Here is a 21,694-nt window from a genome sequence, read left to right as displayed (position 1 = left end):
TGTCCTGGCCGGCTTGTGCCCGGCTGCGGCAATGGCGTGTGACGCGGCCCGGCTCAGTCCTCCTCGTCGGCAAGCAGGTAGTCCGTGTCGAACTGACCGTCAACGGCCTGCGGCTCGGAGGCCGGCTCATCACCACGGGGATCTCTCAGTTCCTCCTGATGCTGTGGCGACGTCGAGTGGTCGGCGAAGGGCTCAGCGGCCGGCGTGGTGTCGAGGGGCGCTGTGGCGGGCGGCAGACACTGATCGGAACTCGACTGCCTGGGTTCGTCCGGGGAAGGCGCGGATCCGGCGGTCTGCGCCGAGCCGGAGGAGGTGGTTGCCGCCGCGTCCGGCGCGCCGGCATCACCGTTATCGGCGGGGTCGGCCTTGTGGATGATGCGCATGAAGCGCGACTCTCCGCGAGTGAGGTCATGTCCGCCGCAAGACACGTTCAGGACGTTGGTGAGGTACTCGTCGGAGCCCTTCGACCAACTCTCTTGGGTGAAGCGCCCAACCAGCACCACCGGGTCGCCCTTGTGCAGGGAGCGGCCGAGGTTCTCCGCTAGCGCTCCCCACGCCTTGGCGGTGAACCAAATGGTCTGCCCGTCCCGCCAGCCCTCGGCGGTGCGGAATGACGGGGACGTGGCCAGACGGAAGTAGCAGTAGGCGCGTCCACCGGTAGTGCGGGTGACGGCGGGGTTCGTGCCGAGGACGCCCTGGACGACGAGATCGAGTTGACGGCTCATGAGATGCTCCTTGCGTTGAGCGCCGGCACCGTGCCGGCTGCTTCAACGGTCCCGCAACCGCGCTCCGAGCCGCCACCGACCTGTTGATGCCGGATGAGCACCCCTGCACGAACGCCGCCTGTGGACGCCGGTGCCTTCGCCCGCCCGCAGGTACTTGATGGCGCAGACGGCAGGCGATGAGCCATAGCAACCGATCTGGGCGCGTGACTTCTACCGATTTGGGCGCGTGAGTTCTACCGATCTCGGTACGTAACTTCTACCGATCTCGGTGAAGGGGGCGGTTCAGGCTGCGGGCGGCACCGCATGCTCGACGGCGATGGCCAGGTCCGCCGGATGGGCGACGTCGAACACCTCGATCAGCACCCGCGCCGCCAACCGGGCCGCCGACTCCGCCCCCAGCGCACTCTGCATCATGGCGCCCTCACGGCGTCGCCAGCCCAGGGCGGCCAGTGCTGCCAGGGCATCCTCGCCGAGCAGGGCTCGGCCGGCGTCGTCGCGCAGCGGTGCCGTCAGCTTCACGCCGTCTAAGCGGGACTGCGCCGCAAGCATCGGCGGCAGTGGTGAGGGCGGGAGGCGGTGGCGACGGCGCAGCAGGCGCAGGGGGCCGGGTCCCGAGCGCTCCCGCGGGGCCGTCTCGGTGGTGACGATCGGTACGGCGGCGGCGAGGCGCACGGCGGGCACAACATCCTCCCGGCCCGTTTGCAGCCACCGGGTCAGAGACGGGATGAAACGGTTCCAGGAGCCCACATCGATGGCGGCCTCCGCATCTTGACGGGCGTCTTCGCGGCTGGCCGGCGCAGTCTGGGCCGCATGGTTGGCGGCCTCGCGGGTGGCGCCGTCACGGTCGGCGCGGGCCGATCCGTCCGGGACCGCGGCGCCGGCACTGGGCGGGGGAGCCGTGGGGGAGCCGTCGTCGGGATGCGTTTCAGCCATGTCCGGAACGGTAGAACGCCGAAGCGGGCGGCACCACACCTCGACTCGGCGTGTTCTGGCGTGTCACCGCCGGGATTCCAAGCCCAACTGGTTACCGTGGCTTGTAGCCCCGGCGTGCCTGCGTCGGCCACGAGCAGGAAGCAGCTACCCCATGATTCGATTCGACAACGTCTCCAAGGTGTACAAGCGCGGAGCCCGGCCCGCGCTCGACGACGTCTCCATAGAGATCGAGCGCGAGGAGTTCGTGTTCCTGGTGGGCGCGTCCGGCTCCGGCAAATCCACCTTCCTGCGGCTGACCCTGCGCGAGGAGCGCCCCACCTCCGGGCGCATCCACGTGCTTGGACGCGATCTGTCGCAGATCTCCAGCTGGAAGGTTCCCAAGCTGCGCCAGGAGATGGGCTTCGTCTTCCAGGACTTCCGCCTGCTGGAGAACAAGAACGTCTTCGAGAACGTGGCCATAGCCTCCCAGGTGATCGGCAAGCCCCGGCACTACATCCTCTCGGCCGTGCCCGAGGCACTCGAGCTGGTGGGACTGTCCGGCAAGGAGAAGCGCCTGCCGCACGAGCTGTCCGGCGGTGAGCAGCAGCGCGTGGCCATCGCCCGCGCCATGGTCAACCGTCCCAAGCTGCTCATGGCGGACGAGCCCACCGGCAACCTCGACCCATCGACCTCCGTGGGCATCATGCGTCTGCTCGACCGCATCAACCGGCAGGGCACCACCGTGGTCATGGCCACCCACGACGACGAGATCGTCGATCAGATGCGCAAACGCGTCATCGAGCTCAAGGCCGGCGAGGTCGTGCGCGACCAGGCGCGCGGCGTATACGGATCGGACCGTTGAGCCCGGCCCCGTCGGCAATCGGGGCCGCGACTCCCGTGAAAGAGGTATTGAGGTAACCGCATGCGATTCCGTTTCATCGTCTCCGAGACCTTCAAGGGGCTCAGCCGCAACCTGGTCATGACCGTCTCGGTGATCCTGGTGTCCTTCGTGTCACTGCTGTTCGTCGGCGCCTCCGTACTGCTGCAGAACCAGATCTCCGTGATGAAGGGCGACTGGTACGACAAGGTTGAGGTCAGCGTCTACATGTGCCCGGCGTCGTCCACCGCGGCGGCCTGCGTCGATGGCGAGGCCACGCAGGAGCAGATCGACGCCGTGGAGGACCTGGTCAACTCCGACACCCTGGCCCCCTATATCGAGAACTACAGCATCGAGTCCAAGGCCGACGCCTACAAGCGCTTCATGGACGCCTACGGCGAGTCGCGCATCGGCCGCAACGCCACCGAGGACATGATGCCGGTGTCCTTCCGCATCAAGCTCGTCGACCCCGAGAAGTACCAGGTGGTCGCCGAGCAGTTCACCGGCCGCGCTGGCGTCGAGCGCGTCATCGACCAGGCGGACACGCTCGAGCCCCTGTTCGTGGTGATGAACCGGGTCACCTGGATCACTGGGGGACTGGCCGCCATCCTGGCGTTGACGGCGGTGCTGCTGATCTCCACCACCATCCGGCTGTCCGCCATGAGCCGCTCCAAGGAGACCGGCATTATGCGGCTGGTCGGCGCCTCGAACCTGTTCATCCAACTGCCCTTCATGCTAGAGGGGGCCATCGCCGCCCTGATCGGTGCTATCGGGGCCGTGGCCGGGCTGTGGGCGATGGTGCGCTACGTCGTCGTCGACTGGCTGGCCACGTCCGTGCAGTTCACCGCCTTCATCGGCACCGGCGACGTGCTGCGCCTGGCCCCCTGGCTACTGCTGTCCGCCGTCGTACTGGCGGTGGCCTCCTCCGCCTTCTCACTGTCGAAGTACACAAGGGTCTGATTCCCATGCTCTCAGTGCGCTCCCCGCTCCACCCCCGCCCCGGCAGCCGTCGCCTCAGGCGGCGGGCCCGCCGTGCCCTCGTCGGCGCCGCCACGCTCGTGCTGGTTGCCGCCCCCCTGTGCGCCGGGGCGCAGGCCGATGAGCGCCAGGACGCCGTCGACGACCAGGCCGCCGCCCAGCGCAAGCAGGCCGAGCTGGCCGCCTCGCTGGAGGGCGTGTCCGCGGAGCTGGGCCAGGCCTACATCGAGCTGCAGAACGCGGAGGCGTCCCTGGCCACCGCGCAGTCCGAACTCGACGACGCCGAGACCGTCCTGGCGCAGAAGGACCGCGAGCAGCAGACCGCCGCTAACCGCCTGGCCGTCGCGGAGTCCGAGCTGGCCGCCCTGCAGGAGGAGTCGGAGCAGACACAGACCACCGTGGAGGAGAACACCAGTTCCGTGGCAGACCTGGTAGTGGCCACCTACCAGGGCGACAGCGCGGTGACCTCCTGGACTTACGTGCTCTCCTCCGACTCCGTGGAGCAGCTCACCGACCGGGCCTCCACCATGGAGATCGCCACCGGCGTGCAGGAGTCCGTCCTGTCCGCCGCCGAGGAGGAGCGCGCCCAGGCGGCCAACCGGGAGGCCCGCCAGGATGCCACCACCGAGCGTGTGGGGACGCTCAAGGCAGAGGCCGACGCCGCCAAGGAGGCCGCGCAGACCGCCAGGGACGCCGCCCAGACCAAGCGGGACGAGGTCGCCACGCTCAAGAGCGAGAAGGAGACCGCGGCCGCCAACCTGGAGAAGCAGAAGTCCGGGCTGGAGGCGCAGCAGGCGCAGGCCGCCGCCGATGAGGAGGCCGCGGCCGCAAAGATCGCCGAGCTCGACGCCGCGAACCAGGCGGCCGCTGGATACACCGGATCGTCATCGGGCGCGAGCGCGTCCTCCTCATTGGGAAGCGGGGCGATCGGCCATCCCATCGCCGGACCGCTAATCGTCGCCTCTCCCTTCGGCTACCGCATCCACCCCATCACGGGGCAGAGTCGGCTGCACGCCGGGGTGGACCTGGTGGCCTCCTCCGGCACGCCCCAGTACGCGGGCGTAGCCGGCACGGTCACCCACAACATCAACAGCTCGTGCGGTAACGGCGTCTTCATCAACGGCGGTGTCATTAACGGCCAGTCGGTTGTGCTGGCTTACTGCCACCTGTCCGCGATCTCGGTGCCCAACGGCGCCACCGTAACCAGGGGACAGACCATCGGGCTCACGGGCATGACCGGAGGCGCTACAGGACCTCACGTCCACTTCGAGGTAATCATCAACGGTACCGAGATCGACCCCATGACCCTGCCGGGGTTCTGAGGGGAGAGCCGGCTACGTGCGTCGGTGCCGTCGCCTCCGGCCTCGGAGGCGACGGCACCGCGGTGTTGATAAAGACCCGGGCTTGCGCCGGCTCGGGCGGGTGCCTTGGCGGTCGCCGTCGGCCGCAGTATTATGCGGCGCCGAAGTATTAGCGCCGAGGACGAGGGAAGGAGACGCCGGTGGCCAAGAAGACCGAGGGAACGAGGAAGCCCACCCCGGCGGAGCGCGCCAAGGCGGCCGCCGACGCGCACAAGACCATCGCCCGCAACCGCAAGGCGACGCACGACTACTTCATCGAGGACCGCTACGAGGCCGGACTCGCCCTGACCGGCACCGAGGTCAAGGCCCTGCGCATGGGGCGGGCCTCCCTGACCGAGGCGTGGATCGAGATCGACCGCAACGGCGAGGCCTGGCTGCAGGGCGCCCACATCCCCGAGTACCTGCAGGGCACCTGGAACAACCACTCCCCGCGCCGCAAGCGCAAGCTGCTGCTGCACCGCGCCGAGCTGGACAAGCTCGCGCAGCGGGTGCAGGCCAAGGGCTACACGATCGTGCCCCTGGAGCTGTACTTCACCGGTGGGCGCGTGAAGCTGGAGATCGCCCTGGCCCGCGGCAAGCAGGACTGGGACAAGCGCCAGGCCCTGCGGGAGGCGCAGGACAAGCGGGAGGCGGCCCGCGCCATGGCCGCCGCCAACCGACGCCGCGGCTGACGCGGAGCGCACGGCTCGCGTCAACCGCGACGGCGTCTGGTGGTCAAGGGGACGGCGCGGTCCCGTCGTCGTCGGGCGCGGCGTCCGGACGACGACCGGGACGGCGCGCTACCAGCGGTCGTGCACGTGGGCGCGGATGCGCCGGTCGTACAGGTCCGCCAGGGCGGCGTGCAGCTGCTCGCTCAGCGGCTCCAGCGCGGCGGCTGCGGCGTTGGCACGGGCCTGCTCGGCGTTGCGCGCCCCGGGGATCACGGTGGTCACGCCCGGCTGATCCAGGATCCAGCGCAGCGCCACCTGGGCGGGGGTGGCGCCCGCGGGGCCGAGCTCGCGGCACAGGGCGGTGAATTCCTGGGCGGCCTTGACGCCGACGTCGAAGGGCACGCCGGAGAAGGTCTCGCCGATGTCGAAGGCGGAGCCGTCGCGGTTGTAGTTGCGGTGGTCGGAGGCGGGGAAGGTGGTGTCCTCGCGGTAGCGGCCGGACAGCAGCCCGGAGGCCAGCGGCACACGGGCGATGATGGCGGTGCTGGTGGCCTGCGCAGCCGGCAGCACCTGCTCCAGCGGCTTGCGGCGGAAGACGTTGAGGATGATCTGTACGCTGGCGCAGCCGGGGCGCCGCATGGCCTCCAGCGCCTGCGCGCAGGTCTCCACGCTGACGCCGTAGGCGCGGATGCGACCGGCGGCGACCATCTCCTCCAGCCAGTCCCAGGTGTGCTCGGCGGCGATGACCTCGCTGGGCGGGCAGTGCAGCTGCACCAGGTCGAGGGTGTCCACGCCGAGGTTCTCCCGGGAGCGGTCGTTCCAGGCGAGGAAGGCCTCGCGCGTGTAGTTCTCGGGGAGCTGGGCCACGCGCCGCCCCATCTTGGTGGCGATGGTCAGTCCGGCGTCGGGGTGCGCGGCGGCGAAGGCGCCGACGAAGCGCTCGGAGCGGCCGTCGCCGTAGACGTCGGCGGTGTCGATGAAGTTGACGCCGGCGTCGAGCGCCGCCTGCAGGGTGGCGGTGGCGGCCTCGGCGGTGACCTCGCCCCAGTCGGTGCCGAGCTGCCAGGTGCCGACGCCGACGGCGGAGATGCGGCGGTCCAGAGCGGGAAGCGGACGGGTCTCCATGGTGTTGTGCCTCCTGTGGTGTGAGCTGATGGCACCAGCCTAGCGGCTCTAGTGGCTCGGTGAAACAAAACCAGTGGTGAAGGTCTCGTGCCGGGGGAGGGGGTGGCTGGTATCCTTGAATCGCTGAGGTTTCAGCGTGTTCCCGCCGGCCCTGCCGGGCGGGGATAACTCAACAGGGGATGATCGGTTTCGACGACGGTCGTGGATTCAGGAGAAGCGGGTCGAGGATGCACAGTCATCTCGTCAACGCTCTGTGCGAACCAATAGGTGCCGATAACACTCGCACCGACTTCGCCCTCGCCGCCTGAGGCGAGCCTCGAAGTCCGTCAGCCCGGGGGAGCTTCCGCCCCGGTTCCTGGCGTCATCTAGGAAGCCACTGCTGAGGCCCCACGCCACCGGGGGTCTCGGGACTTTCAGGTGGCTGAGCCCGTCGGCGTCCTTGTTCGCGTGAGACGCCGGGGCCGAGAAAAACAGCAGCGAACTGCACCCGGAGAAGTCCTGTTGCACCACCGTCGGACCGGGGTTCGATTCCCCGCATCTCCACTACCCGTTGAAATACCAACGAAAACCCTCCCGTGAGCCCCCCTGTGGGTACATGGTGGGTACATGAGAATGGGCAACACGGTACGGGCGCGCCTGAACAGGAAGGCCCAGCCATGACCACTCCCACGCTCCCCACCCGCGCCTCCCGTCGCGCCCTCGCCCGCGCCGTCGTCGTCCGCCCCGGCGACACCACCGGCGACGCGATCCGACGCCTCTTCGGCACGGGCACCGCGCTGCGCGTGCGCCGGGCACCGCTGCGCTACCTCGAAGACCCCGACCGCCCCGGGCTCCCCTACTGCGAGGCCGCCACCGCCCATCTACAGGCCGTTCGGATCACGCCTGCCCGCGCTCGCGGTCCACTCCGCCTCAGCCCGCGCACCCCCACGTGTCCGCCCCTGGCTCCACCGAGACGGCCATACGGTCCAGAATCTCCCGCTCATATTCCGCCATATTCCGCGTCCGCCCGCTGATAGGCCATCGCCTGCTCCGGCTTACTCCACCCGTACCAGTGGATGAGCGCCGCCGTCGTCGCCACCGCCTGCCCGAGCCGGGTAGCCGAGTAATGGCGGAACATTTGCCAGCCACCGAGCTTGTCCGCCGGAATCACGATGCCGACATCTGCCATCAGCCCCCAGGTCATCAATCCCCAGCGTGAGGGTGCCGGAGGCAAACTCCTTGACCACCTCAGATGCATAGTCATCGGCATACAAGGTTGCCTCGGCGACCTCCCTCCAACTCGGCAGAGATCGGCTTGGCCAGCTGTAGGTATCGGCACCCGTAGCCGGGTCCTTGGTGATCGTGGCGTAGTAGGGTTTGTCCAACCTGATCGGAGCCATGGTGATGTCCTTTCAAGAAGCAGACGGCAAGAGATTCCGAGGACGGGGTGCCCTTGGTGGGAGACTGTGTGGGCAATGGGCTGAAACCAGGCGTTTTCGAGGAGGCTGGCAATGCAGGCAGATCTGACCCCGACAATCGACGAGTTCCGTCCTGTGGTGCTGCGGGTTCTGGCTGACGGTCAGACCCGCCAGGTGCGGGATGTGTGCGAGCTCGTCGCCGGCCACATGGGCCTGACCCCTGATGTCCGGGCAGAGAAGATCGCCTCGGGGCAGTTGCGATACGTGAACCGGATCAACTGGGCCTGCTCCGCACTGACGCATGCCGGGCTGCTGGACCGCCCGGTGCGCGGCCATTACCGCATCACCGACGACGGCCGCAGCGTCGATGCACGGTCGCTGACCAGCTACTCCGAACAGGACATGCTGGAATGGCCGATCTGGCGCGACTATCAAGCTGAACTCGCCGCCCGAAAGTCAGACAGCGTTCCCGCGCCGGTGGTGACCGAGTCCGGTCAAGTCGACCCGGTCGAGGTGATGGGGGCCGCGGAGCGGGACTTCAACGCCCAAGTCGAGGCGGAACTGTTGGCGAACCTGAAGAACTCGTCGCCGGAGTTCTTCGAGAAGGCCGTCATCGACGTGCTGTGGGCGATGGGGTATGGCGGCGACTACGGCGAGAAGCAGCACGTTGGCCGCACTGGCGACGGTGGCGTGGACGGCATCATTCGCCAAGATGCTCTCGGGTTGAGCAACATCTACGTTCAGGCCAAGCGCTACACCACCAGTTCGGTCGGCAGTGGCGACATTCGCGACTTCATGGGTGCCATGGACACGCGTGGCGCATCTCAAGGCGTGTTCATTACCGCCTCCACGTTCGCGCCTGCCGCGGTCGAGACCGCCCAGAACTACCGCCACGGCAAGATCGTGCTGATCAACGGTCTCGAGTTGACCTCGCTCATGATGCGCTACGGCGTCGCCGTCCAGAAGACCCACGAGTTCGCCCTGTTCGAGATAGACGAGGACTACTTCGACACTGAGCTTGGCTGAACTGTCCACCTGGTTACGTCGATGGCGTGGTGGTGGAATCTGGTGTCGGGTTCGTAACCGACATACTGCCACCGGTGATCGTGAGCCCGGCCCCCCAACAGGGCGGTGGTGATCCGGTCACGGAGGGGTAGATAGTTGCTGCGTGTGTAGACCGCAACGCATGCCTTCTCGGTCTGGAAGCCGGGAGTGTTGTCGGCGAACACCTTGAGTGTGTCGGCCAGTGGCGTGATCACCAGGTACGTGTCGGGGCTGGTATCTTCGTGTACAGCGCAACGGCTGACGCGGTATGCCGAGCCCTGGGTTTTGTGGAGGGTGTTTCATCTGGTTCCGATGGTTGCTGGCTAGCTGTTGTGGGTCATGACGCTGTAGACGCCGGGGCATGTACATGTAGGGGCGGCGTCGGGTGGTCCATGCCCCGACGGCCTCCGCCCGGACTTTGACGCGCTGCGTCAACTACGACTCGAGTTACAAGCACCGCGCTCGCATCGACGACCCTGCGGGTTGACCCTGACACGGTGTGAGGGCGCATGGTGGAGCCATGGCCGAGACCACGAGCCTCATGACGATCGGGGAGTTCAGCGCATTGACGCGCCTGTCGGTGCGCATGCTGCGCCACTATGACGCGCACGGTGTCCTGGTACCCGCAGAAGTCGACCCGTGGACGGGATACCGCCGCTATGCGCCGCACCAGCTGCGCGACGCTGCGGACATCCGGAATCTGCGCGATGTCGGGTTCGGCGTCTCCGCCATCTCGGCCCTGCTCGCCGCCCGCGGCACCCCGGCATGGTCCGCTGCGCTGGAGCTCCAGCGCGAGACCGTCGTCGAGGAGGCGCGCGCCGCCCAGGCTCGGCTGGCTCTCATCTCTCGCCTCATCGAAGGAGAAACCAGCATGTCCATCACCGTCGAGCGCCGCACCATTGCGGCCATGACCATCGTCGCCCTGCGCGACGTCATCCCCACCTACGCCGACGAGCACCTTCTCTGGGCTCGCATGATGCCCGAGATCGCCCGCCAGGGCATCAAGCCCATCGGCCCGTGCGGAGTGATCGAGCACGACGCCGAGTTCACCGAGCACGATGTCGACGAGGAGATCTTCCTGCCCGTCGCGCCCGGGACGACGGCCGCGGCGCCGCTGCAGGTCCACGAGCTTCCGGCGCGAGACTGCCTCGTGGCCCACGTCGTCGGGCCGTACGACCAGATCACCGAGGCTCATGACCGGCTGGCCACCCGCATCGCCGCCGAGGGGCTGACGCCGCCGACCGACGACTTTCTGCCGGGCAAGGCGTTCAACATCTACCTCACGACGCCGGACGAGGTCCCGGCAGACCAGCTCGTGACCGAGGTGTGCCTCCCGCTCGGTTGGGCGTGCGGCCGCACGGCGTAGAAGCCCTGGCGCGCCTGCGGCAATTCACCTTGCCAGCGAAGCACAGGACGGGTGCATCAGCGGCGGTGATCGAGCCATACGGGACGGGTGATTGACCCGGCAGTGGATAGATGACGACACATGAGTGGGAATCGTGACCGCGGTGCGGGCCTTCGACGCGCTTCAAGCCCCGGCGCCCCACGTACGCTTCGCGCATGCCGACGTCGTCTCCCCGGCCGCCCTACGAGCCCGCCACCGCACTGGTGCTGCAGCGCCTGGAGGAGGCGGGTGGTATCCCGCCCCTGAACGACGCCACGCTCGCCTCCCGCCGCATTCCCGTTGCCGCCCGGCGCGACGCCTACCTGGCCGCCTGCCCGGACGCGCGCCTGCGAGAGGAGGCCCTGCTCCGCGACGACGGCACAACCATGCCGCTGACCGTGGTGCTCCCGCCCGACGGCGCGGTGCAGCCGGGCGCCCCGCTGCTGCTGTCGATCCACGGCGGCGGGCGGGTCATGGGCTGCCGCTTCGACGACCTGGCCGCCCCCACCGCCTGGGCGCGGCGCTTCGGCGGCGTCGTCGTCGCCCCGGAGTACCGCCTGGCGCCGGAGCACCCCGCCCCGGCCGCGGGGGAGGACTGTCTGGCCGCGCTGACCTGGGCCGCCGATCACGCCGCGGACTACGGGGCCGATCCGGGGCGCATCGTCGTCGTCGGTCCCAGCGGCGGCGGGGGACTGGCCGCCTGCCTGGCCCTGGCCGCCCGGGACCGCGGCGGGCCCCGCGCACTGGGCTACCTGCTCGACTACCCGATGCTGGATGACCGCACCGGGCTGGTCGGCCCCGACGGCGCGGTGCAGCCGCCGTCGGCCCGGCAGTACCCCGACGACGGGCTGTGGCCGGCGCACTGGAACGACTGGGCCTGGGAGCAGATCCTGCCCGGCCGGCGGGGTGGAGCGGCGGTGAGTGCGCATGAGGCGGCCGGCCGCGCCGTCGACCAGCCGGGCGCGCTGGCCGGGCTACCCCCGATCTTCCTGTCCGTCGCCGGGGCCGAGACCTTCCGGGACGAGGTGGTCGCCTTCGCCGCGGCCCTGTGGCGCGACGGCGGGGACTGCGAGCTGCACGTGTGGCCGGGCGCCACCCACGCCATGGAGCACGTCAGCGCCACCTGGCTGCGCGACGGCCTGGAGGCGGCGCGGCTGAGCTGGCTCACCCGGCTGCTTCGGCCCGAGGACCCGCGCATCAACCTGGCGCGGGTGGTGGGGGAGGGGACCTTCCCGATGATCGCCGCGAATGACTGCGGTGGCGAGCTCGATGATGAGCTCGGGCGGCCGCAGCCGTGACTTCTACCGATCTGGGCACGTAACTGCTACCGATCTCGGCGAGGGGGCGCGGGGATTAGACGGCGGCGGGGCTCAGGAGCGGGTGAGGGCGTTTGCCAGTGGCTCGTAGTGGGCCACCACCGCCTCGCGGTAGGCCTCCACGTCGCCGGAGCGGGCCGCCTGGAGCATGGCCCGGTGGGCCTTGGCGGTATTGACGATGTCCTCCGGGCGGGGGGCGTCGAGCATGGGGACGGTCAGCGTGTGGACCGCCCAGAAGGCCTCCATCAGGTGGGCGAAGAGCTGGTTGGGGACCGGCGCCAGCAGCATCCGGTGAAAGCTGCGGTCCTGGTCGGTGAAGGTCTCTCCCCGCTCGGCCAACGCCTCCATCTGATCCACGACGTCGTCGATCGCAGGGTCCTCACGCCCCTGCCACGCCTCCACCACCGCCTGCGCCAGGGCGGTGTCCAGGGTGCGGCGAACCTGAACCACCTCGCGCAGGCTGCGGTAGTCGTCCCCGGGCTTGAGCAGACCCCGGAAGACGAGGGACTCGACCATGGGCCGCATGGAAACCTGCCCCACGAACATGCCGTGTCCGTGGCGCACCTCGACGATATCCAGCGCCGCCAGGGTGCGTACGGCCTCCCGCACGGAGGAGCGGGACATGCCCAGGGTCTCGCACAGCTGCGACTCGGTCGGCAGCGGATCGCCGGGCTGGAGGTGGGACTGGAGGATGTAGTCCTTGATGGAGTTCATCGCACTGGTGGCCTGCGTCGTCGTTCCACTCGTTGAGGCGTAGGCGCCTCGCTTCATATCCACCACGGTTCGTTCCTCTTCAGCTTCGGTCTCGGTGTTCTGCGCGTGCGTGCGGGCCGGCCAGGGGCGGCCGGGCCGGTTCCCAGGTCATCGTTACACATAATCCACACTCCATCCGGGGATTGATCAGATGTCTGATACCTGCTACAGTCATTCTACCGACGTCAGACAACAGACGTCCGATCTCAGGAGACCTCAATGACGATCTCGACTCCCCGCGCCTCCCGCCGCGACTTCATCCGCCTCACCTCCACCATGGGGCTCGCAGCCGGACTGGCCGCCACCCTCGCCGCCTGCGGCGGCTCCGAGTCCGCCGACGCCGGCTCTACGGAGGTGGCGGGCGACTCCGCAGCCAATGCCGCTGCCTCCAACTCCGAGGGCACCATCACCGCCGGCATCTCCTACGAGCTGGGCACCAACGGCTACGACCCCATGACCACCACCGCCGCACTCACCGTGGCCGCCAACTGGCACACCATGGAGGGGCTCACCGAGCTCCACCCCGCCACCCGCGAGTGCTACGCCGCCCTCGGCGCCGACCTGCCCACCCGGGTGGACGACACCACCTACGAGGTCACCCTGCGCGACGGCGCCGTCTTCTCCGACGGTACGCCCGTGACCGCCGACGACGTCGTATTCTCCTTCGAGCGCGTCCTGGATCCGGACAACAACTCGCTGTACTCCCAGTTCATCACCTTCGTCGACGCAGTGACGAAGAAGGACGACGCCACCGTAACCATCACCACCAAGTACCCATACTCTCTGGTGGCCGAGCGCATCAGCGTCGTCAAGATCGTGCCCCGCGCCGCCGTCGAGGCCGACGCCGCCGCCTTCGACATGAACCCCATCGGCACCGGCCCCTACACCATGACCGACAACGGCGCCGCCTCCCAGACCATCGTCTTCGAGCGCAACGACCACTACAACGGCCCCCACCCGGCGCTGGCCAAGTCCATGACCTGGCAGATCCTGCCCGACGACACCACCCGCACCAACGCGATCACCTCCTCCGCCGTCCAGGCCATCGACGCCGTCCCCGTGGCCAACCTCGCCACCATGCAGGCGCCCATCACCGTGGCCGCCCAGCAGGGCTTCTCCCTGCTGTTCGCCATGTTCAACAACGCCACGCTCTCCGACGTCAAGGCCCGCCAGGCGATCCTGTACGCCCTGGACTACAACAAGATCTGCGAGACCGGCATGGGCACGCTCGCCACCCCCGCCACCTGCTTCGTCCAGGAGGACCACCCCGCCTACAAGCAGGCCGGCACCGTCTACACCTACGACGCCGACAAGGCCAAGACCCTCCTCGCGGAGGCCGGCGTGACCAGTGTCAACCTGCTGTGCTCCGACCACGGCTGGTTCGCCTCCGTCCGCCCGATCATCCGTGAGAACCTCGAGGCCCTGGGCATCACCGTCAACTACGAAGAGAAGAAGTCCGCGGACGTCTACGCCTTCCTGGACTCCGACCAGGGCGACTGGGACGTCGTCATCGCCCCCGGCGATCCCTCCGTCTTTGGCAATGATGCGGACCTGCTCCTGCGCTGGTGGTACGCGGGCGACATCTGGACCGACACCCGCATGCACTGGAAGGGCGCCGACGCCTACAACCAGGTGCAGGCCGCCCTGGACGAGGCCGTCCAGCTCGACGGCGACGCCCAGGTGGCCAAGTGGCAGGAGATCTTCGACCTCATCGCCGCCGAGGTTCCGCTCTACCCGATCTTCCACCGCAAGTCGCCCACCGCCTACGACACCGAGGCCCTGGTCGGCTTCCAGCCGATCGCACTGACCGGACTGTCCTTCGTCGACGTCGGCACCACTGCCGCCTGACCGGCCGCCCCGAAGACTCCCGACGCAGATCCCGGTAAAGGAGCAACCCGGTGTCCAACCTCCTCCGCCTGATCGGCCGCCGCCTGCTGGCGCTGCCGATCATGGTGCTGGGCGTGACGCTGCTCGTGTTCGTCGTCATGTCGTTCTCCTCGGCCGATCCGGCGCGCCTGGCGCTGGGGGAGGCCGCCTCGGCAGACGCGCTTGAGCAGTACCGCCAGGCCCACCACCTCAACGATCCGCTGTTGCAGCGCTACTGGGACTACCTGGTGGGGCTGGCGCACGGCGACCTCGGCACGACCTTCACCGGCGTGAAGATCACCGACATGGTCGCCGCCGCCTTCCCCATCACGCTGCAACTGACCTTCATCGGCATTTTCGTGGCCGTCGTCCTGGCCACCATCCTCGGTGTCATCGCCGCCCTGTACCGCGACGCCTGGCCCGACCAGGTCATCCGGGTGATCTCCATCCTGTGCCTGGCCACCCCCTCCTTCTGGCTCGCCCTGCTGCTGATCCAGTGGTTCGGCGACATCCCCGGCGCCACCGGCACCTTCCCCTCGGTGGTCACCCAGTGGACGTCCTTCGGTGACGACCCCGGTGCCTACGCGCGGCAGATCTGCCTGCCCGCACTGGCCGTGGCCGTGCCCAACACCGGCACCCTCACCCGGGTGGTGCGCACCGCCATGGTCGAGGAGCTCGACCGCGACTACGTGCGCACCGCCATCGGCGCCGGCATCCCCAAGCACGTGGTGGTGGCACGCAACGTGCTGCGCAACGCCCTGATCACCCCGCTGACGGTGCTCGGCCTGAGACTGGGCTACGCCATGGGCGGCGCCGTCGTCATTGAGATGATCTTCAACATCCAGGGGATGGGGCAGCTCATCTTCCAGGGGATCACCCGCAATGACATCAACATCGTCCAGGGCGTGTCCATCACGGTCGCACTGGCCTTCATCATCATCAACATCGTCGTTGACATGCTCTATGTGCTGGTCAACCCGAGGATCAGGAGCGTGTGATGCCCCACCGCCGCACACTGGACAAGGTCTCCGCCCCCGGCTTGCGCTTCCAGGGCTGGCGGCGCCTGCCGCTCGGCTCCAAGATCGCCGTCGTGGTCCTGGCCGCCATCGCCCTCATGGCGATCTTCGCCCCCCTCGTGGCCCCCTACGCCCCGGGCGCCACGGGTCTGGCCTCCGCCGAGACCGTCACCCATGTGGAGGGCGTGGGCGACGTCGTCTCCTCCGACCCCGCCGTCGCCCCCTCCACCGCCCACCTGTTCGGCACCGACGCCACCGGCCGGGACATCCTCTCCCGCGCCGTGTACGGGGCCCGGGTCTCCCTGGTGGTGGGCCTGAGCGCCACCGGGGCCGCCCTGGCGCTGGCCGCCGTGCTCGGCGCCGTGGCCGCCACCAGTCGTAAGTGGATCGGGGAGGTGGTCATGCGCGTGCTCGATGTGCTCATGTCCTTCCCCGGGATCGCGCTCGCGGCCGTGCTGGTGCTGGCCATGTCCGCCTCCGGGCTGCCGATGGTGGCCGTGATCGTCATCGCCACCGCGATCGTCTACACCCCCCAGCTCACCCGCGTGGTGCGCGCCAACATCCTGGCCCAGTTCGGTGAGGACTACGTGGCGGCCTCCAAGGTGATGGGCGCCCGCGTGCCCTGGATCCTGGCCAAGCACGTGGTGCGCAACTGCGTGGCCCCGATCATGGTCTACGCCACCGTGCTGGTTGCCGACGCCATCGTCTTCGAGGCCTCGCTGTCATTCATCGGTGCCGGCATCAAGGCGGTCAACACCCCCACCTGGGGCAACATGCTCTCCGAGGGCAAGGCCCTGCTGCTCTCGGGGCACTGGTGGCCGACGTTCTTCCCGGGGCTGATGATCCTGATCACCACCCTGTGCCTGAACATCCTCTCCGAGGGCCTGACCGACGCCATGGCCGCCCCGCGCATCCGCACCCAGGTGGACGTGGAGGCGGACGAGGAGGCCATGCAGACCCAGCAGGCCTGGGACGAGGCCGACACCGCCGTGCGCGCCCACGCCGAGGCGGCCGCGGACTCCGCTCCCGGCGGGCAGCTGAGCGCCCTGACCGGCGTCGTCGCCCCCGCCGCCGAAGAGGTTCCGCTCGCCGAGCGACTGGCCGCCCTGCGCACCGCCGAACGGGCCCGTCACGACCGGCTGGTCTACCCCACTCCCGAGGCCGCCCCCGTCCTGGAGGCGGAGGACCTGTCCATCGCCTTCCCCGCCCAGCACGGGGACGTCAACATCGTCGACGGCGTGTCCTTCTCCGTCCGCCCCGGCGAGACCATGGGGCTGGTGGGCGAGTCCGGCTGCGGCAAGTCGATCACCTCCATGGCAGTCATGGGGCTGCTGCCGCCCACCGCCCGCATCGCCGGACGGATCCGCTTCCAGGGCCGCGACCTGCTGGAGCTGACCCCCAAGGAGCACAACGCCCTGCGCGGCCACGAGATGAGCATGATCTACCAGGACGCCCTGTCCTCACTGAACCCCTCCATGCTCATCCGCGCCCAGATGAAGCAGCTCACCTCCCGCGGCGGCACCCGCAGCGCCGAGGAACTGCTCGAACTGGTCGGGCTCGACCCGGTGCGCACCCTGAAGAGCTACCCGCACGAGCTGTCCGGCGGGCAGCGCCAGCGCGTGCTGATCGCCATGGCGCTCACCCGCGACCCCAGCCTGGTCATCGCCGACGAGCCCACCACCGCCCTGGACGTCACCGTGCAGAAGCAGGTCATCGACCTGCTGAACCAGCTGCGCGAGAAACTCGGCTTCGCCATGGTGTTCGTCAGCCACGACCTGGCCCTGGTGGCCAAGGTCGCCCACCGCATCACCGTCATGTACGCCGGGCAGGTGGTTGAGCAGGCCGCCACTGCGGAGCTGCTGGCCAACCCCGTGCATGAGTACACCCGTGGCCTGCTCGGGGCGGTGCTGTCCATCGAGGCCGGCTCCAAGCGCCTGCACCAGGTGCGCGGCACCGTCCCCAGTCCGCAGGAGTTCGTGGCCGGAGACCGCTTCGCCCCGCGCTCCAGCCACCCCGACGTCGGCCTGAACACCCGCCCGGTGCTGAAGCCCGTGGCCGGCGCCGCCGAGCACTACTACGCCACCACGCCCGAGCTCGAGGCGATCCTGGCCAAGGAGGCCCACTGATGAGCGCCGACAAGCACCCCGGCTGGAACCCCGAGACCGACCCGGTCATCGAGCTGCGCCACGCCCACGTCATCCACAAGTCCCGCACCGGCAGGCTCTTCCGCCCCGACACGGTCCACGCCGTCAACGACGTCTCCCTAACGGTGCGCCGTGGCGAGACGCTGGGGCTGGTGGGCGAGTCCGGTTGCGGGAAGTCCACCACCGCCCGCGTCATGACCGGCCTGCAGCCGCTGACCCGCGGCGAGGTCTACTTCAAGGGCCGCCCGCTCGGTCACTCCGCCGCCGACCGCCGCGCCCTGGGGCGGAGCGTGTCCGTGGTCTTCCAGGACCCGGCCACCGCCCTGAACCCGCGCATGATCGTGCACGACACGCTCATCGACCCGCTCAACGTCCACGGCATCGGCTCACCCGCCGAGCGGGAGGCGAAGGTGCGCGACCTGCTGCACCTGGTCGGCCTGCCGCCCAGCGCCCTGGACGTGCTGCCCCGGCAGATCTCCGGCGGGCAGCGCCAGCGCGTCGCCATCGCCCGGGCCCTGGCCCTGGACCCGGACATCATCGTCGCCGACGAGCCCACCAGCGCCCTGGACGTGTCCGTGCGCGCCCAGGTCCTCAACCTGCTGCAGGACCTCAAGGCCGCCCTCGGCCTGGGCCTGGTGTTCATCAGCCACGACATCAACACGGTCCGCTACGTCTCCGACCGCATCGCCGTCATGTACTTCGGGAGGATCCTGGAGACGAACACGACCGCGGAGATCTTCGCCCACCCCCAGCAGGAGTACACGCGCACCCTGCTCGCCGCCGTGCCCTCCCTGCTCGAGGCCTGAGACCACGGCAGCCAGTTCAACCCCGCACACTCGCAAGGAAAACCATCACATGGACACCCGTTTCACCGGCGTCATCCCCCCGGTCATCACCCCGTTCAAGCACGGCGAGGTGGATCTGGACTCCCTCCGCCGCGTCGTCGAATTCCTCATCGGATCCGGCGTGCACGGCCTGTTCGTCGGCGGCTCCTCCGGGGAGGTCGCCTACCTGACCGACTCCCAGCGCGACGCCGTCATCTCCGCAGTGGTCGAATACGCCTCCGGCCGCGTGCCCGTGCTGGCCGGCGCCATCGACACCACCGCCCACCGCGTCATCGAGCAGGCACGGCGGGCCGAGGCCCTCGGCGCCGACGCCGTCGTCGCCGCCTGCCCGTTCTACGCACTCAACGACGCCGCCGAGATCGCCGACCACTTCCGCGCCATCGCGGCCGCCATCTCCGTCCCGCTGCTCGCCTACGACGTCCCCGTGCGGCTGAACGGCAAGAAGCTGGACCGCGACATGCTGGTGACCCTGGGGGTGGAGGGCGCCCTGGCCGGGGTGAAGGACTCCTCCGGCGACGACGTCGGCTTCCGCCGCCTCGTGGCCGCCAACGCCGCCGCCGGCCACCCGCTGGCCCTGCTCACCGGACACGAGTGCGTCGTCGACGGCATGCTGCTGCTCGGCGGGGACGGCTGCGTCCCCGGCTACGGCAATGTGGAGCCCGGCGCCTACGTCGAGCTGTGGGAGGCCGCCCGGGCCGGGCGGTGGGACGAGGCGCGTCGCATCCAGGACCGGCTGTGCGCCGGATTCGAGATCGTGTTCGTGCCGCGCGGCCGCTCCGGGGACGCCTCCGGCATCGGCGCCTTCAAGACCGTCATGGCCGCCCAGGGCACCATCGACGCCAACGAGATGGCCTTCCCGGTACGCGCCCTGGAGGGCGCCTCCCGGGAGGGGGTACTCGCCATCGCCCGCAGTCAGGGCCTGATCTGAGATGACCGGCGCACCCGGAGCGCTCGACCGCCCGCCCGCGACCGCGGGGGACCTGATCGGCGTGGACGTGGGCGGCACCAAGATCGCCGCCGCCCGCGTCACCGCCGAAGGGACGCTGCGCGGACGCGTGCACGAGGTGCCCACGCCCGCGCACGCGGGTCCCGACGCCATGCTCGACGCCATCGCCGGCCTCATCCTCTCGATCTCCGTTGGGGAGGCCGCCGACGGCGCCGACGGCGTGGGGGAGGGACCGGCCGTCCCCACGGCGGTGGGCATTGGCGCGGCCGGCGTCATCGACTCCCGGCGCGGCACGGTCATCTCCGCCACCGACGCCATCACCGGCTGGGCCGGCACGGACATCGCCACCGGAGTGGCGAAGCGGCTGGGAGCCGCGGGCATGCATCGCCCGGACGGCTCCGTCCCCCCGGTGCACGTCGACAACGACGTCAACGCCTACGCCGCCGGTGAGGCCTGGCGCGGGGCCGGGACGGATGCCGCCTGCGCGCTGGTGGTCGCCGTCGGCACCGGCGTGGGCGGGGCGGTGATCCTGGACGGACGCGTCCACCACGGGGCGCACTTCCTGGCGGGGGAGATGGGGCACATGCCCGCGGCCCTGGCCGCGGGGGAGCGGTGCACCTGCGGGCGGATCGGCCACCTGGAGGCGGTCGCCGCCGGACCGCAGATCGCCCGCCGCTTCTGCGAGGCCACCGGCGCCCAGGACATAACCGGCGCGCTGGCGGTGGAGCAGCTGGCCCGCTGCGGCGACCCCGATGCGCGCCGCCTGTACCGGGAGGCCGCCACCGCGCTCGGGCAGGCCATCGCCGGCATCGTCACCGTGCTCGATCCCGACCGGGTCATCATCTCCGGCGGCCTGGCCCGCTCCGGGAGGCTGTGGTGGGGGCCGCTGCGCGAAACCCTGCGCCGCGAGCTGGTCGACCTGGTCGCCACGGACTTGCAGCTCGTCCCGGCCGCCCTGGGGACGACTGCGCCCATCATCGGCGCCGCTCACGAGGCCGCGCTGCGCCTGAACCGCCCCGAATGAACCGGGGCGCCGCATACCGCCCGTCGGCACCACACATCCGCATCAAGGAGGACCCATGCCCGCCCTCAACCCCGTGCTCGAGCGCCTGCGCGGAGGACTTATCGTCTCCGCACAGGCCTACCCGGGCGAGCCCATGCGCGACCCGCGCACCATGGACCAGGTCGCGCAGGCCTGTGTGGCAGGCGGCGCCGTCGGCATCCGCGCCCAGGGCCTGGCCGACCTCGCCCTGATCACCCAGCACCTGGACGTCCCCGTCATCGGCCTGTGGAAGGACGGGCACGACGGCGTATTCATCACCCCCACCCTCACTCACGCCGTCGCCGTGGCCGCCACCGGTGTGCAGCTCGTCGCCCTGGACGGCACCCGCCGCCCCCGGCCCGACGGGCGCACTCTGGCGGAGACGATCGCCGAGCTCAAGGCCGCCCGCCCGGGCGTGCTGGTCATGGCCGACTGCGGCGGCCTGGACGATGCCCGGGCGGCCCAGGATGCCGGCGCCGATGTCCTCGGCACCACCCTGGCCGGCTACACCGGCGAGCGTCCCCCAACCGACGGGCCGGACCTCGAGCTCATCGACCAGGTGGCGGCGATCGCCGAGGTGCCGCTCGTCGCCGAGGGCAGGGTGCACACCCCCGCACAGGCCGCACGGGCCATGGATCACGGTGCCTTCGCCGTCGTCGTCGGCACCGCCATCACGCACCCGACCACCATCACCTCCTGGTTCGTCGATGCGGTCGCCCGCCGGTGACGGGAACGGTGTTGCGCATGTGACCAGAGCGGCAAAAGTGTTTGGTGTGGGCCACAAAATGGTACGCCACGCCGGGGAAAACGCCGTCATATCTGACAAATCGGCCCGTTTATGCATAGCGTTACGGCCAGCGGCACCGCACCGAGGTGCCCAACCGTCGCTCAGACGCCTAGACAAACGAGTACCCAACCGAGAGGTAGATACATGTCCATCAACCGCACCGAGCTCATTGCCGCCATCGCTGAGAAGGCCGGCCTGACCAAGACCGACGCCGACGCCTTCCTCGGCGCCTTCCAGGACGTTCTCGTTGAGAACGTCGCCAAGGGAGAGGCCGTCAAGGTCACGGGCCTGATGGGTGTTGAGCGCGTCGAGCGCGCCGCGCGTACCGGCCGCAACCCCCGCACCGGTGAGGAGATTCAGATCCCCGCCGGCTACGGTGTCAAGCTGACCGCCGGCTCCGCCCTGAAGAAGGCCGCTTCCGGCAAGTGACCGGGATGCGGGCCGAGCCCCACGGCACGGCCCGCTGGTCCCAAGGCGCGTCGTCCCGACCCGGGCGGCGCGCCTTCTTCATGCCCGCCCGCCTCAC

At 69.6% G+C, this 21,694-nt stretch carries 20 protein-coding genes and 1 other RNA gene; 16 read left to right on the top strand and 5 right to left on the bottom strand.

All coding sequences use genetic code 11. From position 1 onward, the window contains the following. Positions 1-53: 53 nt before the first annotated feature. Together ssb and BLR49_RS01330 are read right to left on the bottom strand one after the other, a co-directional pair. On the bottom strand, positions 54-725 hold the full coding sequence (gene ssb, locus BLR49_RS01335; RefSeq protein WP_092532222.1) for a single-stranded DNA-binding protein: 672 nt from the start codon (positions 723-725) through the stop codon (positions 54-56). Positions 726-1,007: 282 nt separating this feature from the next. Further along, positions 1,008-1,658, bottom strand: coding sequence for a hypothetical protein (locus BLR49_RS01330; RefSeq protein ID WP_092532219.1), 651 nt, complete (start codon positions 1,656-1,658; stop codon positions 1,008-1,010). A 151-nt stretch (positions 1,659-1,809) separates the two neighbouring features. On the opposite strand from BLR49_RS01330, the gene ftsE reads away from it, so the two are divergent. From ftsE to smpB, 4 genes are all read left to right on the top strand, one after another. After that, positions 1,810-2,499, top strand: a complete 690-nt coding sequence (gene ftsE, locus BLR49_RS01325) for a cell division ATP-binding protein FtsE (protein WP_092532216.1) — start codon at positions 1,810-1,812, stop codon at positions 2,497-2,499. A gap of 60 nt (positions 2,500-2,559) precedes the next feature. Beyond that, complete coding sequence (gene ftsX, locus BLR49_RS01320; RefSeq protein WP_092532213.1) at positions 2,560-3,474, top strand: permease-like cell division protein FtsX; 915 nt, start codon at positions 2,560-2,562, stop codon at positions 3,472-3,474. Positions 3,475-3,479: 5 nt separating this feature from the next. Further along, positions 3,480-4,814, top strand: coding sequence for a peptidoglycan DD-metalloendopeptidase family protein (locus BLR49_RS01315; protein WP_092532210.1), 1,335 nt, complete (start codon positions 3,480-3,482; stop codon positions 4,812-4,814). 179 nt (positions 4,815-4,993) lie between these two features. Further along, the gene (gene smpB, locus BLR49_RS01310; RefSeq protein WP_092532207.1) at positions 4,994-5,524 is read left to right on the top strand and encodes an SsrA-binding protein SmpB; all 531 of its coding nucleotides are present in this window, start codon (positions 4,994-4,996) and stop codon (positions 5,522-5,524) included. A 108-nt stretch (positions 5,525-5,632) separates the two neighbouring features. On the opposite strand, the gene BLR49_RS01305 is transcribed toward smpB, so the two are convergent. Then, entirely contained in the window at positions 5,633-6,628 is a 996-nt protein-coding gene (locus BLR49_RS01305) for an aldo/keto reductase (protein WP_092532204.1), read from the bottom strand. A gap of 175 nt (positions 6,629-6,803) precedes the next feature. Between BLR49_RS01305 and ssrA the strand changes: the two genes are divergently transcribed. Then, positions 6,804-7,174, top strand: a transfer-messenger RNA (tmRNA) gene (gene ssrA, locus BLR49_RS01300). Between the two features lie 433 nt (positions 7,175-7,607). On the opposite strand, the gene BLR49_RS01295 is transcribed toward ssrA, so the two are convergent. Next, entirely contained in the window at positions 7,608-7,811 is a 204-nt protein-coding gene (locus BLR49_RS01295) for a hypothetical protein (RefSeq protein WP_092532201.1), read from the bottom strand. A 307-nt stretch (positions 7,812-8,118) separates the two neighbouring features. On the opposite strand from BLR49_RS01295, the gene BLR49_RS01290 reads away from it, so the two are divergent. The 3 genes from BLR49_RS01290 (at position 8,119) to BLR49_RS01275 (ending at position 11,751) form a co-directional block, all read left to right on the top strand. Continuing rightward, on the top strand, positions 8,119-9,051 hold the full coding sequence (locus BLR49_RS01290; RefSeq protein WP_092532198.1) for a restriction endonuclease: 933 nt from the start codon (positions 8,119-8,121) through the stop codon (positions 9,049-9,051). A 538-nt stretch (positions 9,052-9,589) separates the two neighbouring features. After that, entirely contained in the window at positions 9,590-10,435 is an 846-nt protein-coding gene (locus BLR49_RS01280) for a MerR family transcriptional regulator (RefSeq protein ID WP_092532195.1), read from the top strand. A 194-nt stretch (positions 10,436-10,629) separates the two neighbouring features. Beyond that, a complete protein-coding gene (locus BLR49_RS01275; protein WP_092532192.1) occupies positions 10,630-11,751 on the top strand; it encodes an alpha/beta hydrolase fold domain-containing protein in 1,122 nt (373 codons plus the stop codon). 72 nt (positions 11,752-11,823) lie between these two features. Here the strand turns inward: BLR49_RS01275 and BLR49_RS01270 are convergent, their stop codons facing one another. Beyond that, positions 11,824-12,540 carry a FadR/GntR family transcriptional regulator gene (locus BLR49_RS01270; protein WP_245690361.1) on the bottom strand — a complete coding sequence of 239 codons (717 nt, stop codon included), beginning with the start codon at positions 12,538-12,540 and terminating at the stop codon, positions 11,824-11,826. A gap of 201 nt (positions 12,541-12,741) precedes the next feature. On the opposite strand from BLR49_RS01270, the gene BLR49_RS01265 reads away from it, so the two are divergent. From BLR49_RS01265 to BLR49_RS01230, 8 genes are all read left to right on the top strand, one after another. Further along, entirely contained in the window at positions 12,742-14,370 is a 1,629-nt protein-coding gene (locus BLR49_RS01265; protein WP_092532185.1) for an ABC transporter substrate-binding protein, read from the top strand. Positions 14,371-14,420: 50 nt separating this feature from the next. Next, positions 14,421-15,386 (top strand): ABC transporter permease, encoded by a 966-nt coding sequence (locus BLR49_RS01260; RefSeq protein ID WP_092532182.1) that lies wholly within the window; start codon positions 14,421-14,423, stop codon positions 15,384-15,386. Beyond that, entirely contained in the window at positions 15,386-17,530 is a 2,145-nt protein-coding gene (locus BLR49_RS01255; protein ID WP_092532179.1) for a dipeptide/oligopeptide/nickel ABC transporter permease/ATP-binding protein, read from the top strand. The genes BLR49_RS01260 and BLR49_RS01255 overlap by 1 nt, the downstream gene beginning before the upstream one ends. Next, complete coding sequence (locus BLR49_RS01250) at positions 17,530-18,354, top strand: ATP-binding cassette domain-containing protein (RefSeq protein WP_086614381.1); 825 nt, start codon at positions 17,530-17,532, stop codon at positions 18,352-18,354. The genes BLR49_RS01255 and BLR49_RS01250 overlap by 1 nt, the downstream gene beginning before the upstream one ends. Before the next feature lie 49 nt (positions 18,355-18,403). After that, entirely contained in the window at positions 18,404-19,321 is a 918-nt protein-coding gene (locus BLR49_RS01245; RefSeq protein WP_092532176.1) for a dihydrodipicolinate synthase family protein, read from the top strand. Between the two features lies 1 nt (position 19,322). Further along, positions 19,323-20,363 carry an ROK family protein gene (locus BLR49_RS01240; protein ID WP_086614380.1) on the top strand — a complete coding sequence of 347 codons (1,041 nt, stop codon included), beginning with the start codon at positions 19,323-19,325 and terminating at the stop codon, positions 20,361-20,363. Between the two features lie 55 nt (positions 20,364-20,418). Further along, positions 20,419-21,108 carry an N-acetylmannosamine-6-phosphate 2-epimerase gene (locus BLR49_RS01235; RefSeq protein ID WP_086614379.1) on the top strand — a complete coding sequence of 230 codons (690 nt, stop codon included), beginning with the start codon at positions 20,419-20,421 and terminating at the stop codon, positions 21,106-21,108. A 204-nt stretch (positions 21,109-21,312) separates the two neighbouring features. Beyond that, entirely contained in the window at positions 21,313-21,597 is a 285-nt protein-coding gene (locus tag BLR49_RS01230) for an HU family DNA-binding protein (protein ID WP_092532173.1), read from the top strand. Positions 21,598-21,694 lie beyond the last annotated feature (97 nt).

This window comes from Actinomyces ruminicola (genome assembly GCF_900103885.1).
Classification (GTDB): Bacteria; Actinomycetota; Actinomycetes; order Actinomycetales; family Actinomycetaceae; genus Actinomyces; species Actinomyces ruminicola.
Note: the sequence above shows the minus strand (reverse complement) of the source record. Positions and strands in the feature narration are given on the sequence as shown.

Coding starts and splice junctions, on each gene's coding strand:
- ssb (WP_092532222.1), bottom strand. CDS start 725: ATGAGCCGTCAACTCGATCTCGTCGTCCAGGGCGTCCTCGGCACGAAC.
- BLR49_RS01330 (WP_092532219.1), bottom strand. CDS start 1,658: ATGGCTGAAACGCATCCCGACGACGGCTCCCCCACGGCTCCCCCGCCC.
- ftsE (WP_092532216.1), top strand. CDS start 1,810: ATGATTCGATTCGACAACGTCTCCAAGGTGTACAAGCGCGGAGCCCGG.
- ftsX (WP_092532213.1), top strand. CDS start 2,560: ATGCGATTCCGTTTCATCGTCTCCGAGACCTTCAAGGGGCTCAGCCGC.
- BLR49_RS01315 (WP_092532210.1), top strand. CDS start 3,480: ATGCTCTCAGTGCGCTCCCCGCTCCACCCCCGCCCCGGCAGCCGTCGC.
- BLR49_RS01305 (WP_092532204.1), bottom strand. CDS start 6,628: ATGGAGACCCGTCCGCTTCCCGCTCTGGACCGCCGCATCTCCGCCGTC.
- BLR49_RS01295 (WP_092532201.1), bottom strand. CDS start 7,811: ATGACCTGGGGGCTGATGGCAGATGTCGGCATCGTGATTCCGGCGGAC.
- BLR49_RS01290 (WP_092532198.1), top strand. CDS start 8,119: ATGCAGGCAGATCTGACCCCGACAATCGACGAGTTCCGTCCTGTGGTG.
- BLR49_RS01280 (WP_092532195.1), top strand. CDS start 9,590: ATGGCCGAGACCACGAGCCTCATGACGATCGGGGAGTTCAGCGCATTG.
- BLR49_RS01275 (WP_092532192.1), top strand. CDS start 10,630: ATGCCGACGTCGTCTCCCCGGCCGCCCTACGAGCCCGCCACCGCACTG.
- BLR49_RS01270 (WP_245690361.1), bottom strand. CDS start 12,540: ATGAAGCGAGGCGCCTACGCCTCAACGAGTGGAACGACGACGCAGGCC.
- BLR49_RS01265 (WP_092532185.1), top strand. CDS start 12,742: ATGACGATCTCGACTCCCCGCGCCTCCCGCCGCGACTTCATCCGCCTC.
- BLR49_RS01255 (WP_092532179.1), top strand. CDS start 15,386: ATGCCCCACCGCCGCACACTGGACAAGGTCTCCGCCCCCGGCTTGCGC.
- BLR49_RS01250 (WP_086614381.1), top strand. CDS start 17,530: ATGAGCGCCGACAAGCACCCCGGCTGGAACCCCGAGACCGACCCGGTC.
- BLR49_RS01245 (WP_092532176.1), top strand. CDS start 18,404: ATGGACACCCGTTTCACCGGCGTCATCCCCCCGGTCATCACCCCGTTC.
- BLR49_RS01240 (WP_086614380.1), top strand. CDS start 19,323: ATGACCGGCGCACCCGGAGCGCTCGACCGCCCGCCCGCGACCGCGGGG.
- BLR49_RS01235 (WP_086614379.1), top strand. CDS start 20,419: ATGCCCGCCCTCAACCCCGTGCTCGAGCGCCTGCGCGGAGGACTTATC.
- BLR49_RS01230 (WP_092532173.1), top strand. CDS start 21,313: ATGTCCATCAACCGCACCGAGCTCATTGCCGCCATCGCTGAGAAGGCC.